The organism is Parabacteroides sp. AF39-10AC, from assembly GCF_003635405.1.
Lineage (GTDB): Bacteria > Bacteroidota > Bacteroidia > Bacteroidales > Tannerellaceae > Parabacteroides > Parabacteroides distasonis.
Map to the genome: position 1 here is coordinate 46579 of NZ_QTLP01000006.1, position 16912 is coordinate 63490.

At 46.8% G+C, this 16912-nt stretch carries 13 protein-coding genes; 11 read left to right on the forward strand and 2 right to left on the reverse strand.

Annotation, left to right across the window (positions count from 1 at the left end; genetic code table 11):
* The first annotated feature begins 9 nt into the window (after positions 1-9).
* The gene (locus DW033_RS07085) at positions 10-303 is read left to right on the forward strand and encodes a helix-turn-helix domain-containing protein (protein WP_008629224.1); all 294 of its coding nucleotides are present in this window, start codon (positions 10-12) and stop codon (positions 301-303) included.
* A 1-nt stretch (position 304) separates the two neighbouring features.
* Positions 305-622 carry a helix-turn-helix domain-containing protein gene (locus DW033_RS07090; RefSeq protein WP_005858007.1) on the forward strand — a complete coding sequence of 106 codons (318 nt, stop codon included), beginning with the start codon at positions 305-307 and terminating at the stop codon, positions 620-622.
* A 93-nt stretch (positions 623-715) separates the two neighbouring features.
* On the opposite strand, the gene DW033_RS07095 is transcribed toward DW033_RS07090, so the two are convergent.
* On the reverse strand, positions 716-2011 hold the full coding sequence (locus tag DW033_RS07095) for a site-specific integrase (RefSeq protein ID WP_117599391.1): 1296 nt from the start codon (positions 2009-2011) through the stop codon (positions 716-718).
* Between the two features lie 338 nt (positions 2012-2349).
* Here DW033_RS07095 and DW033_RS07100 point away from each other — a divergent pair, with 338 nt between their 5' ends.
* From DW033_RS07100 to DW033_RS07130, 7 genes are all read left to right on the forward strand, one after another.
* Positions 2350-3390: a FecR family protein gene (locus tag DW033_RS07100; RefSeq protein ID WP_005865901.1), complete on the forward strand. Its 1041-nt coding sequence runs from the start codon at positions 2350-2352 to the stop codon at positions 3388-3390.
* Positions 3391-3636: 246 nt separating this feature from the next.
* Positions 3637-6897, forward strand: a complete 3261-nt coding sequence (locus DW033_RS07105) for a TonB-dependent receptor (protein ID WP_233554148.1) — start codon at positions 3637-3639, stop codon at positions 6895-6897.
* 33 nt (positions 6898-6930) lie between these two features.
* The gene (locus DW033_RS07110; protein ID WP_048928024.1) at positions 6931-8445 is read left to right on the forward strand and encodes a RagB/SusD family nutrient uptake outer membrane protein; all 1515 of its coding nucleotides are present in this window, start codon (positions 6931-6933) and stop codon (positions 8443-8445) included.
* Positions 8446-8608: 163 nt separating this feature from the next.
* Entirely contained in the window at positions 8609-9994 is a 1386-nt protein-coding gene (locus tag DW033_RS07115) for an SGNH/GDSL hydrolase family protein (protein WP_048928025.1), read from the forward strand.
* 67 nt (positions 9995-10061) lie between these two features.
* The gene (locus DW033_RS07120) at positions 10062-12632 is read left to right on the forward strand and encodes a glycoside hydrolase family 38 C-terminal domain-containing protein (RefSeq protein WP_048928026.1); all 2571 of its coding nucleotides are present in this window, start codon (positions 10062-10064) and stop codon (positions 12630-12632) included.
* Positions 12633-12744: 112 nt separating this feature from the next.
* Positions 12745-13695: a transporter gene (locus tag DW033_RS07125; protein ID WP_048928027.1), complete on the forward strand. Its 951-nt coding sequence runs from the start codon at positions 12745-12747 to the stop codon at positions 13693-13695.
* Between the two features lie 90 nt (positions 13696-13785).
* Positions 13786-15066, forward strand: coding sequence for a DUF2262 domain-containing protein (locus DW033_RS07130; protein WP_121961270.1), 1281 nt, complete (start codon positions 13786-13788; stop codon positions 15064-15066).
* Positions 15067-15111: 45 nt separating this feature from the next.
* Here the strand turns inward: DW033_RS07130 and DW033_RS07135 are convergent, their stop codons facing one another.
* On the reverse strand, positions 15112-15615 hold the full coding sequence (locus tag DW033_RS07135; protein ID WP_048928115.1) for a methylated-DNA--[protein]-cysteine S-methyltransferase: 504 nt from the start codon (positions 15613-15615) through the stop codon (positions 15112-15114).
* 157 nt (positions 15616-15772) lie between these two features.
* Here DW033_RS07135 and DW033_RS07140 point away from each other — a divergent pair, with 157 nt between their 5' ends.
* Positions 15773-16255 carry a ferritin gene (locus DW033_RS07140; protein ID WP_005861772.1) on the forward strand — a complete coding sequence of 161 codons (483 nt, stop codon included), beginning with the start codon at positions 15773-15775 and terminating at the stop codon, positions 16253-16255.
* A gap of 118 nt (positions 16256-16373) precedes the next feature.
* Positions 16374-16814 (forward strand): DUF695 domain-containing protein, encoded by a 441-nt coding sequence (locus DW033_RS07145; protein WP_005861774.1) that lies wholly within the window; start codon positions 16374-16376, stop codon positions 16812-16814.
* The last annotated feature ends 98 nt before the right edge of the window (positions 16815-16912 follow it).

A 16912-nucleotide genomic window follows, 5' to 3' on the forward strand; every position in this document is an offset into this window, starting at 1 on the left:
ATCGGGACAATGGAAATAGTAAGCATCGAGAGAAAGACCTTCGAGGAGATGAAGGAACGGTTCGGCAGCTTCTCGCAGCACGTGAGGGAGCTTTGCGCCCGCTACCGCCCGCCCGAAAAGATGAACTGGATGGACGGGGCGGACGTGTGCGAGAAACTGGGCATCAGCAAGCGGACATTGCAGACCTACCGTGACCGGGGGCTGCTGCCGTACAGCCAGATCAACCACAAGATTTACTACCGGACGGAGGACGTGGAGGCGTTCGTGGAAGCCATGAGCCGGGAAATGACGGAGGACGAGTGAGATGGAAGTGATCACAAGGGACACGGAGGAGGTACGGGCGTACTTCGAGGCGTTGGAAGAGGGCATGAGGTACCTCGACACGGTAACGGCGCACTTCCGCCCGGCGATGAACGGCGAGGTCTATCTCACGGGCGAGGACGTGTGCAGGCTGCTGCACATCACGCCGAGGACGTTGCAGGACTACCGCACGCAACGGCTGATCCCGTACATATCGCTGCCGGGCAAGACGCTCTACCGCCAGTCGGATCTGCTGCGTATGCTGGAGGAGAACTACGTGGACATGCGCCCAAAGCGCAAACGGGGGAAAAGTCCAACATAAACGCACGGGGGTGTGCATCGGGAAATGCAGCGAAAGCAGGGACACCGCATCGGAAGTTCCTGCCTTTGCCGCATTCTGCACCGGGGGAAGGCGTCAAGCCGTTTCCCGGAGGGAGCGGCGCACCCGCTTTCCGTCCTGTCTCCTGTCCTTCTTCTCCAGCACGCTCCGCTGCATGGCGGCGAGGTTGCCGGAGATCGCCCGGAAATCGGAGCTTACCATCCTGTTGGTCACCTCGGCGTAGATCTGGGTCGTGGAAATGTGCTTGTGCCCGAGTATCTTGGAGAGCGCCTCGATGGTGCCGCCGTTGCAGAGATAGACGGTCGTGGCGAAGGTGTGGCGGCTTAGGTGGAAGCCGATCTCCTTGTGGATGCCGCAGGCTTTGGCTATCTGTTTGAGATGCCTGTTGCACACGCTGTTGCTGGGCATGGGAAAGACAAGGTCGCCTCCGGCAAGCCCTCTGTAACGTTCTATCAGCTCCTTGGCAATCTCCATGAGGGGGACGTTGCTCGACACACGGGTCTTGGTGCGCCGGGTGATGATCCATTCCTCGCCGTCGAAGTCCATGCGCTGTATCTTGTCATGGGTGAGCGTCTTTATGTCAATGTAGCTAAGCCCGGTGAAACACCCGAAGAGGAACATGTCCCGCACGAGGCTGGTCTGTTTCTTGACGAACACGGCGTTAGCCAAGGTGCGCAGCTCCTCTTCCGTGAGATAGCCCCGGTCGGTCTCCTGCATCTCAAGGCTGTACTCGCCGAAGGGGTCGGTGCGGACGATGCCCCGCCGCCACGCCTTGTCGGTCAGGCTGAGCAGGGGCATGGTGTATATCCAGAGGGTGTTGGCGCTCAATCCCTTCTCCACCCGCAGGTACTTGTCGAAATCGGCGATGATCTCCTTGGTCAGCTCCTTGTAAGCCATGTCGGTGCGCTTCTTCTTCTCCCAAAGGAAGGTCTTGAAATGGTTGTAAACAGCCAGATACTTGTTGTAGGTGGACTTGGCTCGCTGCCCTTTCTCGACCATCGCCTCAAACTCCCGGTTCATGTTCCCGAAGTCTTTGAGGATGCAGTTCTCCATCACGCCGACACCGAGGAAGGCGTTGCGCAGCTTCTCGGCTGTGACGAAATCCTCTTCCCGGAGGATGCGGTGGTAGTGGTTGGTGAGCCGGGCGGAGACCTCCTTCAGTTGCCCGTTTATCTCGTTTGCCTCTGCGGACTTGCCTTTCGCCTTGCCGTTCTCCCAGAGGTCGGGAGTGACGAACAGCTTGGTTCCCACCGCCTTGTCATCCCCGTCAACGGAGATTTTCACCATGATGGGGGCTTTCCCGTCCCGGTTTCTCACTGCGGATCTCTTGATGTAGAACGAGGTCGCAAACGTACTTCTCTTTGTTTCCATAACTCTAAAATTTTCGTTTCTAAAGGTAGTTACTTATTTCTTACCAAGAGCTATGCAAAACAAGGCAAATCGATGAAACAGAACTTGTTATGCTGTATATACCCCGTTTCGGAACCGGTAGCTGTTTAGTAGCCGAACTTTGTCCGAAAGGGGTGTTTTCAGGCATTTTATGCCGAAGCCTGCTTCAACCCGCTCTGCATACAAGATGCTGACCTGCATTTATTTATGTAGAACTTTGCTTTTCTTTGCGCCTTATGCCGATTTTTGAGTAAAAAATACGGTAGAATACGTAAGTAAAAAGAGGAAACCGGTCGTATATATTATAAATGAAACAGAAAATGGAATCTAATAATTCGATAGAAGAACTGATCATACGCTATTTGCAGAACGAGATTCAAGAGGATGAACTTCGGGTGTTGGATGCTTGGATTCATGAGAGTGACGCTAATAAAGCCCACTTCTTTGAGCTTAAGGGGCTTTTTGACACTCGGAAAGAAGTGGCGTTCTTGAACCATTATTCCGTGGAGCGTAGTTGGGAGCGAATGGCTGGAAAGCTGGATGCGATCTCTGGCGTATCTGTGAAATCCAAGGTCCTTGGCAAACAGTTCTGGCTTTCATTCTTGAGATATGCGGCGATTATCGTAATCGCTATGGGAGTAGGTGTGGGTATGAATCAATGGATAAGCAATCGTTTATATGCCGGCGATATGGAATATAACGAGATCGTAGTGGAAAAAGGCGGACGTGCGAACACGCTATTGCTATCCGACGGCAGTAAGATCATACTCAATGCCTCCACCCGTTTTAAATACCCCACCTCTTTTAATGGAGATGAGCGTGTGGTTCATCTGGAGGGTGAGGCCTATTTCGAGGTTGCGAAGAATCATTCGAAACCTTTCATCGTAAAACTAAAGAACCAACAAATCACGGTACTCGGAACCTCATTCAATATACAGGCTTTCAACGATGATCGCTTTAGCGTCACCACCTTATTAAGTGGTAGTATCCTGTTGGAATCTTTTGACGCTCAAGGACGGAAAATGAGTAGCATGAAGCTAAAGCCGAATCAACAAGCCCGGTCGGATAACCGGACCGGCTCTATTTTCTTGTCAGAGACAGATGCCTCGATCTCGAACGCTTGGGTAGGAGGGAAATATCGTTTCAAGGATGAGACCTTAGTCTCTATCGTAAAACGTCTGGAGAATTACTATGGGGTAAATATCCGCTTGGCGCATGACAGTCTGCGGAACATCCGCTACACGGGAACCTTCTCTTTGGATCAAGGTATACAAGAGGTGTTGGATATTATTAACTCGGAGAAACAATTCACTTTCATGAAAGACGGAAAAGATATTCTGATATCGGCGAGAAGCAAATAACAAAATAATAGATGTATAACCTTAAACATTGGAATTGCCTATGACAAATACTTGATCACAAAAAAAGAATCGGGACTGACACCACTCACCCCCGATCCTTATTCGTTTTTAATTTATGAATCACCTTTCTCGCCAGTCCGCTGAAACCGTGCGATCGAGGTAAGTCCTTAATAAAAAAACATTTACAAATTTATGGAAAAAGTTTGGAATAGTGATGATCTATTACCTAAAAAATTTAAATCAATCATGAAGATCACATTGCTTTTTTTAATACTGGGTATATTGCATGTCTCGGCGGATACCTATGCGCAAAAAGCTCAAGTTACGGTAGAAGTAAAGAGCGGGACGTTCTATGATGTCGTCTCGGAGATTGAGAAACAGACCGAGTTCATGTTTTTCTATAAGAGCGAGGATATCGATAATAGTAAGCAGGTGGATATACAGGTGAAGAATCGCCAAGTTACCGACGTGTTGAATGAGTTGTTGAAAAACACGAACTTGACCTACCGCATATCAGGTAAGCACATCACGATCTTGAAGAAAGACGCCGTACAGCAACAAAAGAAAAAGATCTCCGGTACCGTTACGGATCCGGATGGCATACCGGTTATCGGGGCCAATGTCGTGATTAAGGGTACGACGGTCGGTACCGTTACGGATCTGGATGGAAAGTTTAGCTTGGATGCGGCTAATAACGATATCCTGTCATTTTCCTATATCGGCTATGCGGAGCAAGAGATCGAGGTCGGGAATCGTACACTGTTTAACGTGAAGTTGGCCGAGGATTATAAAGCGCTTGAAGAGGTCGTTGTCGTTGGATATGGTACGATGTTGAAACGAAACTTGTCAACTTCAGTGGGTTCCGTAGACTCGGAGAAGTTATTGGAGCGTCCGAATGCCACGAACGTATTCCAAGGATTGGCCGGAAAGGTAGCGGGTGTTAATATCGCTTTGAATTCTGGTGCGCCGGGTGGTAGCCCTGCGATAAAAATCCGTGGTATCGGTTCTTTGAATTCTTCCAATACACCGCTATATGTGGTCGATGGTGTGGTTGGCGTGGATCCGGACCAGATTGATCCGAATATAGTTCAGTCTATCGATATCTTGAAAGACGCTACTTCCTCTTCTATTTATGGTGCGAGAGGTGCGAATGGTGTTGTGGTGATAACAACGAAGGAAGGTAAGAAAAATACAACGAATATCTCGTATAATACCGTTTTGTCTGCCGGAACGTTAGCTCGTAAAGTCGATGTCTTAAATGCGGAAGAGGCTTTGGATGTATTCAAGCGTGCTTATGAGGCTCAACCGGGACGTATCGCTCCCCATCTGGATCCGAGCAATATGTTTACGCATAAGAATGACCTGTTCAATCCGGACGGGACTCCGAAATATGATACGGACTGGCAGGATGCCGTGACCCGTACGGCTTTTTCTCATCAGCATTCACTTAGTTTCTCCGGAGGAAGCGATAAGCTGACCGCTGTGGCGAATGTAAGTTATAAAGATAATCAGGGTATTATGTTGGAGACTTATAAACGTCAGTTGAATGCGTTTATCAATGTAGGATGGGATTTGAAAGAATGGTTCCATTTACAGGCCATGTTGAATGTTGGATCTAGTAATGCCCGAAACTCGGAGAATGCGATCTCTCGGTATACATTGGAAGCATTACCGTTCCTTCCGGTTCAATATGAGGATGGTACCTATTCCCGTAAAGGAGATTATCCAGGTGCGGAAGATACGGAGAATCCCGTGAGGATTTTAAAGGAACGTAAGAATATCGATAAGAATCAGTACACGTTGGCTAACGTGATTGGTACGTTTAAGATTACCTCTTGGTTAAAGTTAACGACTAGCTTCAGCCGCCAGGATGGTTCTTATATCAATTCATCTTATAACCCGAGTACCTTATTCGGCTATGGAGATACTCAAAAGGGTAAAGCGGAGAAAGCACATCGAAATACGATGTCGTGGACGAATGAGGACTACTTGACTTTTGATAAAAGCTGGAATAAGCATAACTTGAATGTCGTAGCGGGAGCCAGTTGGTATTACTCAAAAACAGAGAAAAGCGAGCTAGGGGCCGAGAATTTCTTCGATGATTATTTTGAGTACAATAATATGGGAGTCGGTACCGTACGTTCTAAGGTTGGCTCAGACTATACGGATAATAAGATGAATTCTTACTATGCCCGTATCAACTATAATTTTGACAATCGTTACTTATTGGGCGCTTCTTTCCGTGAGGATGGTTCTTCTCGTTTTGGCTTGAATAACCAATATGGTTTCTTTCCTTCATTCTCGGCCGCTTGGCGTGTATCCAATGAGAATTTCTTCGAGAACGCGAAAAAGGTGATTGATGATATGAAAGTCCGTTTGAGCTACGGTACGGTGGGTAACGCGGAAATCGGTGATTATGCGTCTATGGCACGTTATGAGAATAAACGCCTTCCTTTTGGCAAGGATATGGCGACGATCGTTACGTTGAAAAGTATGGCAAATCCGGATTTACGCTGGGAGAAATCCAGACAACTTGACGCGGGTATCGATTTGAGTTTCTTTAATGGGCGTATCGAGTTTATGGCGGATTATTATCATAAGATTACGACTGATTTATTGTATGAGCTACAATTGCCTTCTAACTCGGGATATGAGAAAACTATGACAAATTTGGGTAAGATCCGTAATCAAGGTCTTGAGATGAGCTTGAATACACGCAATATCCAAAGCCGTGATTTCTTATGGACTACCTCTTGGAATTATACGATGAACCGCTCGATGGTACTGGATATAAATGATAATATTATCGGTAAGTGGGGAGGACGCATTGAAGAGGGACATCCTTTAAATGCTCTTTACGGCTATGTTCGCCTAGGTACATGGGGTACTGATGAGGCGGAAGAAGCCGCTAAGTATAATAAGAAACCCGGCGATATCAAGTATTGGGACAAGAATGGTAATGGAATGAAGGATGGCGAAGACCAAGACTATATCGGAAATGGCGCTCCTAAATTCGAGATGAATATGACAAATACATTCTCGTGGAAAGGCTTCACGTTTATGTTTGATTTGCAATGGGTATATGGTAATAAGTTGATTAACTTCACTCGCCAGTTGATGGGTAACCGTGTGACATTCTCCAATGCTTATGCGGACATTCCGGTGAACGCTTGGACGCCGGAAAACCAAAACACGATGGTGCCTAGCTTGCGCCTTCCGGGAGATGGATATGAGAATGACGTAGATTCTTGGAGTTGTGAGCCGGGTTCGTTCTTGCGTTTACGTAATATCGGTTTGAAATATGACTTTAGTTCCCGTATGCTTTCTGCCGCTCACATCAAGAGTTTATCCTTGGGATTCAATGTGGAGAATGCGTTCTTGATTACGAACTATTCTGGTAGTGATCCGGAGGTAACGAGTTATGATGCCGTATTTGAGCAGGGAGTGGATTTTTATACCTATCCCAAACCTCGTACGTACTCATTTACTTTAGGTGTTAATTTCTAATTATTTAATCTTTACTTCGTAAAAAACTAAGATATGAAAAATAAAGCGCTTGTATGGATGTGTGGCTTGCTTTCCGCAATAATGGCTTTTACATCCTGTACGAATTTTTTAGAGGAAGACCCGAAAACCTTCTTGAGTCCTTCTGAATATTATACGACAGAGAACCAGATAAAGGCGGCTGTGGATGGCACTTATGACGGGCTTGATGATCTGTTGAGTTCCGACCTCGAGATTGCTACAGTTCACCTTTTTAACTTGGAATATCTTGTAGGTACTAGTTATCGTCCTCGTGCGGCCGGTAATGAGCAGAACCAGTTCTTATTGCTTTCCGGTTTGGAAGAGAGTAACGGCATTATTCGTAACTTCTGGAAGACTACTTTCTTTCCTTTGGAAAACTGTAATAGCGTGATTCAAAATGTTTCCGCTACGGATATTATTAGCGAGAGCCAGAAAGCGAAGTATCTGGGAGAGGCTTATTTCTTGCGGGCATATTACTATTTCCAAGGGGTACAATTATTCGGGGATATCCCGTTGAAGACGGAACCTACGGTAGACCTGAATACGGTGAAGATCCCCAGGTCTCCTAAGGAAGATATTTATAACCAGATCGTGGAAGACTTGAAAAAGGCGGAGCAGTCCGGGCTGGATTGGAGTGATAAAACAGGCCATGTCTCTATGGGAGCGATCAAGACCCTTTTAGCTAAGGTTTATTTGACAATGGCAGGTTATCCGCTTCAAAAAGGAAATGAGTATTATCAATTGGCTTACGAGAAAGCCAAGGAGGTTATTGATAGTGGAGCCTTTAGCTTGTTCGCTGATTATAAGGATTTGCGTGCGTCAGAGAACGAAAATAGTGGTGAGCATATTTTTATGATCCAGCGTGAGGCGCAAGATGCCGGGGCTCCTTTCCATTTTGGCCTTTTGCCTTATCCGGAACAACCGATTTCCATTACTCCGGCTTATGGGGGTGGTTTGGCTCCTCGTAAAGAGTTTTATGAAAGTTATGATGACCAAGATATTCGTAAACGGAATGAGGTGTTTTTCTATACTTCTAAACCCAAATATGGTGATCCGGAGACAACGATTACTTTGGATGTTCCTTATTTATGCAAATATTGGGATGAGAATGCCGAATCTACAGGAAAGAGCGGGGCGAATATTCCGGTTTACCGTTATGCGGACGTTCTATTAATGTGTGCGGAGGCAAAAGCTACCTTGGATGGTGGATCTACTTCCGACGCTATAGCTGTGGATGCTTATTTCCAAGTTCGTCACCGTGCGTTGCCCAATGAGGCGAGACCGACTTCAATCACGGTTGATCAAGTATTGAAAGAGCGTGCGTGGGAACTCTGTTATGAGTTTACAGGATGGTATGATATGTTGCGTACTCACCGTGCGTTTGATCCGGTATCGAAGCAAATGGTTGATTTATTCGGCTATCAGGCGGTTAATCATACGTATCCGTTTAAAGAATCGGATTTGGTTTTCCCGGTACCTTTGCGTGAGAAAGAACTGAACCCTCTGCTTGGTGAGGATGTCGTTCGCTAAAAGTAAGCGGGCGATTCTCTAGACTAGAGGTGTGTGGAAGGATATTACTATCCGTAGTAATCCGGATTATTATCCATGATAAATACGATTACTATTGATAGTAATATTTTTTAACACGGTATATATTATTCATCACAGAAAATTAGAGAAGAGAGAAATAGAGATGAAAAGATATGTTTTGTTTGTCTGTTTGCTTTTATCAGGTCTTGCAGGAGTATATGCTCAGTCGATAGCTCCGTTTCAGAAAGGAGATCGGATCGCCTTCGTGGGAAACAGCATTACTTGCGGTGGGCATTATCATTCATATATCTGGCTGTATTATATGACCCGTTTCCCGGATCAACGCATCGATATCTTTAACGAGGGAGTAGGTGGGGATGTAGCCGAGATGATTTACCAGCGGTTGGATAAGGTTTTCGAACATGAGCCTACGGTGGTGACGCTATCTTTTGGCATGAACGATGTCGGCTATATGGATTTTCGGAAGCCGGGGGCGGATACGATCGCCCGGAACCGGGTAGAGAAAGCTTGCCGGGATTATGCCCTTATCGAGGAGGTCTATAAGAAGTATCCGGAGGTGAGGAAAATCTTGATCGGAAGCTCTCCTTATGACGAGACTTCTCGTTTCAATAAGGTCGCTTTCCCGGGGAAGAATACGCCAATCTTGGAGATCGTGGATTTCCTGAATGCCCGGGCCCGGGAGAATCAATGGGGATTCGTGGATTTTAACCGCCCGATGGTAGCGATCAACCAATGGGAGCAAGCGGAGGATTCCATGTATACCTTATGCGGGAAGGATCGTATACATCCCTCTACGGACGGGCATCTGGTCATGGCTTATCTCTTCTTGAAGGCGCAAGGTCTGGCCGGTAAGCCGGTAGCCGATATCCGGATAGACGGAGCGGGGAAAAAGGTGACTCGCTCGGATAATTGCCGTGTCTCGGATTTGTCTGTTTCCTCGGATAACCTTACTTTTACGTACGAGGCGAAATCGCTTCCGTATCCTATCGATACCTCTTATTATGATAATGAGAAACATACGCAGGCAGATGCCTTGAGTGTTATCCCTTTTATGGATGAGATGAATTATGAGGGATTGTCCGTGAGCGGTTTGTCGGATGGATATTACGGGTTGACGATCGGTGGGGAGTTTATCGGTCGTTTTACGGCGAGGGAGTTGGAGCGAGGCATCAATATGGCTCTTCTTCAGAATACCCCGCAGTATAAACAAGCGATGAAGATCCGCCAGATGAACGAGGAACGCTGGTTGAAAGAGCGTAAGATGCGTGAATTTTATTGGGTGGAATATAACTTGATGCGGAAGACGGGCATGCTTTGGGCCTGCAACGAGGCTGCCGTGGACACCTTGCGCAAATACCGTCCCCACGACATCTTCTTGCAATGGAACGGCGACCTTTGGCTACAATACATGCACAAGGGGATTCGTGAGGATTGCGTGAATGAGCAACAGGATCTGGTTAACCAGATCTATGAGCAAAATAAACCAATCCCCTTGCGAATAGAGATCAAGAAATTTACAGACTTGTAGAGACGGGGCGTGCCCCGTCTCCCACCGACTGGAAGTATTCTAAATGTGAATTAATAGTACATATTATATGAAAAAGAAACTAGCGATATTCGTATTAAGCCAATTCTTGTTGGCCGGTTGGGCAGATGCCCAACAAGCCTATTTCATCGATGGCTATCATGGCGGTATCTACGGGCATTACCCGGTGGGGCAGACCGCCTTTATCGCCCAGAAATTAAGGCAGAATCCCAACTGGAATATCAATATCGAGATCGAGCCTGAATCATGGGAAGTCGTACGGCAACGAGACCCTGAAGGTTACGAGGCTTTCAAGCGCTTATTTAAGGATCAATCCGTGGAGAGCGGGCGGATCGAGTACGTAAACCCGACCTATGCCCAAAGTTATTTCTTCGGGACATCCGGCGAGAGCGCTATCCGCCAATTCGAATATGGAATACGGCTGATCCGGAAACATTTCCCCGAGGCGGTATTCACCACCTATTCGGCGGAGGAGCCTTGCTTTACCAGTTGCCTGCCCTATATATTGAAGTCATTCGGCTTCTCGTATGCCTCTACTAAGAACCCGAATACGATGTGGGGTGGCTACGTAAGCGCCTACGGAGGTGAGTTGGTGAATTGGGTAGGGCCGGATGGTACGAGATTTACCACCGTCCCCCGTTACGCCTGCGAGGATTTACAACCCGGCTCTTGTTGGCAGTCCATCTCGTGGTTCAATACGGAGGACTACATCCATAAATGCTTGGATGCCGGCATCCAGCACCCGGTCGGCATGTGTATCCAAGATGCCTCATGGAGCCATGGTTGGGATAAAGGCCCTTGGCTGGGACAGGATACGACGGGCTATTATACGCCGACCGCCTATAAGACTTGGCGGAATTATATCCAAGACTGTTCCGTCGGGACTACTCAGGATGATTGGCATTTCTCGCAAGAGAATGTCCTAGGTGGCTTGATGTGGGGAACGCAGGTCATGCAGCGTTTGGCCGGAGAGGTACGGGTAGCCGAGAACGCTATCGTCCGTGCGGAGAAAATGGCGGCTTACGCTCGCTTATACAAAGGCATGGAATGGCCGACTGAACGTATCGATGAAGGATGGCGCACGCTTCTATTGTCGCAGCATCATGATTGCTGGATCGTTCCTTACAATCGATTACAAGGGAAAAAGACATGGGCGGAGACGGTTACGGATTGGACTGGGGTGACCAATCAAAACAGCCGTCAGATAATTGATAACGCTTTGTCCTTATTGAAAGAAAAGGAAGGTGAATCCACGGTGTACGTATATAATACCTTGGCTACCGACCGGAATGAATTGGTGGCGGTGGAAGTTCCCGTCTCATGGAGAAACTCGGATTGGGTGGTTCTTGATAAGCAAGGAAAGAAACAACCGGCTCAATGGTTGACGGAAGACGGCATTTCAAAACTCTTGTTTCGTGCGCAAGTCCCCTCAGCCGGTTATGCCTCTTATGCGATCCGGAAGGCAGAGGATAAACAGTCTGGAACCTTGAAGGCTGAGAGACAGAAAGACGGTACGTTTCGCATGGAAAGTGATTTATACACCTTGGTGCTAAACCCCTCTAAAGGAGGTGTAATAGAAAGCTTGAAAGCGAAAGCCGTACGAGGCAAGGAATTCGTGGATAACCGGAATGAACGTGGGTTTAATGAGCTTCGGGGATATTTTATCGATGAGGGCGGTTTCCTTTCCAGTATGGATCAACCGGCTGAGGTGAGCGTGTTGGAGCAAGGGCCCTTATTCGTGAAGGTGGCTGTGAAAGGCAAGATCGGAAAGTATTCATTTACCCAAACGATCCGGTTAACGCAGGGAGAGCCTCGCATCGATATGAGTGTTAAACTGGATTGGACAGGAAACCCCCGTATTGGTGAGCCGGGTATCGAATTCCGTGCGGATAATCCTCGTAAGTCATTCTATGACGACCGTTACAAACTTCTGGTATATCTGCCTATCCAGATCGCCAACCAACAGATTTATAAGGATGCTCCGTTCGATGTTTGCGAGAGCCGGTTGGAGAATACCTTTTTCAATCGTTGGGATAGCATCAAGCATAATATCATTTTGAATTGGGTGGATGTAGCGAGCAAAGATAACTCTTGCGGTCTGTCATTATTCACGGATCATACGACCAGCTATGCGCATGGTAAGGATTTCCCATTGGCCTTGAACGTACAATACGCCGGTAAAGGCTTGTGGGGCCGGGATTATATCATAGACCGTCCGACCGAGATCTCGTATGCCTTGATCCCTCATGCCGGAACTTGGGAGAAAAGCCGTATTTGGACACAAAGCGAACGACGCAATGAGCCTTTGGTCGCGACCTTGGGCGGCGATGCTACCTTGACATCCGGTTCCCTTTTCCGGATAGAGAATAATGCCTACGAGTTGGTCTCCATGGTCTATAAAGGTAATGACCTTTACATCCGCCTATTCAATGCCCAAAGCGATGCCTCCCCTAAAACGATAACCTTCCAAGGACAAGACGTGAAAGCGAGCTTGGTGGAATTGGATAACCGTCTGGTTGAGGACTTAACCGTCACCGAGAAGAAAGGCGCCAGTTCAATGCGTCTTTCTATCCCCCGTTACGGAATAAGGACATTAAAACTAAGCTGTAAGAATATCTAATGTAGAGACGGGGCATGTCCCGTCTCTCTTTATCCCTAATTAATCCCCGTTTCTCTTGCCTCTTTCGGTGGAAAGATGTTATTTTGCATCCCGAATTAAAAGAATAGGCGTTATGTTGAAATTCTTCAAGACATGGACACTCCCTATCTCCATGTTAGCGGGTGCGATAGGGTATTTTGTTTTCGCCAATGTTACTTTTCTGGAGCCTACAAAGCCGTTCATGTACACTTTAATAGCGTATCTGACGCCCTTTTTGATTTTTGCGCAGTTGCTCCTGACCTTCTGTAAGATCTCTGTCCGGGAATTGATGCCCAGCCCTTGGCACGGTTGGCTATTGCTTATCCAAGCGATTTCCAGTTTGGTGCTTGCCGCCTTATTGCTCTGGCTGCCAATGAGAGAGGAATACCGGGATGTGTTCGAGGGAGCGATGGTCTGCCTGATTTGCCCGACCGCTACGGCGGCCGCCGTGATTACGGGTAAATTAGGGGGAAGCGCCTCTAGTCTGACTACTTATACCTTATTATCGAATCTATTAGCTGCGATTGTCGTGCCGCTGGTCTTCCCATTAGTGGAACCGCATGCCGAGATTACTTTCTTCGCCGCATTCTTGAAGATCTTGGGAAAAGTCTTCCCATTGCTGTTATTCCCGTTTTTCCTCGCTTTGTTCTTGCGTAGATTCATGCCGCCTATCCATCGCTTCCTTGCGGGGCTTCGGGATATGGCCTTTTATCTCTGGGCCGTCGCTCTAGCTATCGTGACCGGGCAGACCGTGAAATCCTTGGTCAATAGCGAGGCGGAGATTTATGTAGAAATCCTGATCGCTTTAGGCGGCTTGATAACCTGTATCGCGCAGTTTTATTGGGGAAAGCGCATCGGCACGAAATACAATGACCGTATTAGTGCCGGACAAGCCTTGGGACAAAAAAATACCGTGTTAGCGATCTGGATGTCTTACACCTATTTGAACCCTCTATCCTCCGTTGGCCCCGGAAGCTACGTGCTCTGGCAAAATCTGTTTAACAGTTATCAGTTATGGAAAAAGAGAAAGAATGAGCTTGAATAAAGACATATCGGAGTTGTTGATTATGAGGAAAATCTTGTTGACTCAATGGCGGTTATGTTATCTGTTTGAGTATAATAATTATTCATATTTATGAGAAAGGAACAAACGGATGAAAATAGTTGGGAATTTCATCTGACAGATAAGATCGCCCATCTTTCCAAAATGACCTTGGAAATGCATACGGAGTTTTGGCTTAGTACACTCCAGACATGGTTTCGTGGCTATCAAACACCCGAAGAGTATAAAGCGACGATTTGGGGGAGGGAGGTAGACCTATGCATCTCCATCGCTCCCTTGGAGACACCGACCGAGAAATTACCTATCATTGAAGAGAAATCGGCAAAAGGTAAGAATGAGCTGCTTCCCCCGGAACAGCAAGCCTACGTAGACGAACTCAAAAAGAAGATAAAAGCTCTCAAAAAACTCCTGCCGCCTAAGGTGGACGAGGCGTTAGAGCAACGCTATTTGGATTACATGAACGCCGAGAGGATTAAGGTAATCATTCAAGACTACACCAAGATATGGAGCAACCCGGATTTGCCCGTTGAAGAAAAAATCAGTCAGCTCATTCCTTATAAAATTGAATTATATGACCTTGTGCGTAATGTCCAACTGCCGGATGATTTGATGCGTGCGGATACGAATATTTCAATTACAATGGCCACTATTCAATTCTTTGCGCAAAGCGTAGAGAAAAATGCGAAGAAAAACAAAATAAAAACACCCAAGCAGGTACGTCAATTAGTGAAATTTACCAATGACATCATTACTCGCATGGATGAGGGTCAGAATAAGCTAAACGGCGTTGAGCGAGATATGACTAAGGAAGAGTCTAAAGCCTATGATGCTTATCTTGATATAAAGATTGGAGCAAGGTCTGTCCTTCACTCGTTTGAAAAACGATTGGAGTTATACGAGCGACTTTGGGAAATGCCCTCGGTCTCTACCGGTACTAAGATTGAATGTTTGAATGAGGCCATCAAACTTATCCGGAAGCAATGCGGTAAAAACCTGGAGCCCCGTTGTCCGCACGAATCCCTTATCCGGAAACATCTGAAAGCTATTAGTGGCTATATGAATAAGCTGGAAGAAGAAGGGGAAGCGATATGGCAATTGCGCATGGCCGACGAATTGCTCCCGACAGCAAACGCATGGCGGGAAGATTGTGAACTTCCGGCATTGTCCAGAGAGGAGTTTGCCTCCCAGGTAGAATTGCAATCTGTTCATATAGAGACCAAGGAGAAAGAAGACGGCTCCATCCATTACGAACTGGAGCTTTTTTTCCAAGACACGGAAGACACTTTCGCCGGCCACTTCCTATATGCTGATATTGAGGACCATGAGGTGAAGGAGATAACGTTAATGGGATAGTTACATTCTATGTTTGTCCACAAGGATTTGCAAGGTAAAGTCTCTTTACGATACTTTTGGGGCCCGTTCGATTGTAAGCAGGCTCCTTTTTTTGTCGATACCTCCTGCGTATCCGGTTAAGCTGCCATCGCTGCCTACGACACGGTGGCAGGGGATGATGATACTGATCGGGTTATGGCCTACCGCTCCTCCGATCGCTTGTGTAGACATGCTCGGGATACCTTTTTGCCGGGCGATTTCCCCGGCGAGCTCCTTGTAGGTTACGACTTCGCCATAAGGTATTTTGCTCAATAAGTCCCATACCGCAAGTCGGAAAGGCGTATCCTCCAGATGGATAGGAGGGGTGAAGCTGGGAATCTTACCCATGAAATAGCTATCCAGCCACTCTTTGGCTTGCTCGAATATCGGCAGTTCTCTTTCTTGATGTTCCGCCGATAAAGTGGTGGCAAAATATTTTTGCCCGTCGAACCATAATCCTGTCAGGTGGTCGCCATCGCTAGCTAGGGTTATTTCTCCTAAGGGAGATCGATATTTGTCGGTGTATTGCATGATGTTTATCAAATAAGGGCGTAAGTTAGAAAAATTTTCGAAAGTAGCCAATATCTAAGGGCGGAAATGAGATAAGGAATCCTACTTTTATTTATATTTGCATAGTGAAATTTCGTGAACGGATAATACTTCAACATTTTTAAACAATGATAAAATTATGATCTTAAGTAGAAATTTATCAGAGGCGTTCAATGCCCAAGTTAATGCGGAGATGTGGTCTTCGAATTTGTATTTGTCAATGTCCGTGTATTTCCAGAAAGCAGGGTTGAACGGTTTCGCCCATTGGATGAAGAAACAAGCGGCTGAGGAATTGGAGCATGCTCATAAGTTGATCGATTACGCCTTGGATCGTGGCGGCGATATTACGATCGGCCAGATCAACGTGGTTCCGACAGGCTGGGGAAATCCGTTGGAGGTATTCGAGCATGTTTACAAACACGAGTGCTATGTATCAGAGTTGATCGACAAATTGGTTGATATCGCCGAGGCTGATAAGGATCATGCTTCCCGTGATTTCTTGTTCTGGTTCGTACGCGAGCAAGTAGAGGAAGAATCTACGGCTAAAGAGATCGTGGATCAATTGAAGAATTATGGGGAATGCCATTACGCCATTATGGATCATAGATTAGGAAAGAGATAATAAATTTCCGTCGAGAAATATAAAAAGGCTGTATCTTCACCGGACGCAGCCTTTTTTGTCGTATTTTTACCCGGTAAAGTCAGTAAGGAATACTTATAGATAAATAGAAAATATAAATATGAGATTAAGCGATGTATGGTTTACGGCTCTCTCGGAAAACGAGTCAGGGCAAATGATTACCGTTTACGGGCGGGACGAGTTGAATGAGTTCACCGAATCCGGTAAGTTCAAGGAACGTGTCGAGATCACTTGGAAATACGAGGGAGATGGGAGAGGCCTTCCTAGCGATGACCTTGGCGAGAAAATGGAGGCCGTGGAGGAAGCGCTTCGTAAGGCGATGGAAAAGAAAGACAAGCTGGCTATCCTGACGGGTGTCTATACCGGAGGAGGAGAGAAGGTCTGGGTGTTTTACACACGTACCGTGCGTGTATTCGGCGAACGCTTGAATGAGGCCTTGGCTCCTTTCGAGTTACTGCCCATCTCTATTTATACCGAGATGGATCCGGATTGGGAAGAATATAAGGATATGTATGAGATGAAAGAGTGGGCGGTGGATTGAGATCCTATGCTTCGAGTTTGGCGTGAAAGGTATCTTTTTGATTGAAATACCTTCTTTTTTACGACACGGCTCTCTGGCTATAAAAGCCAACGAGCGTA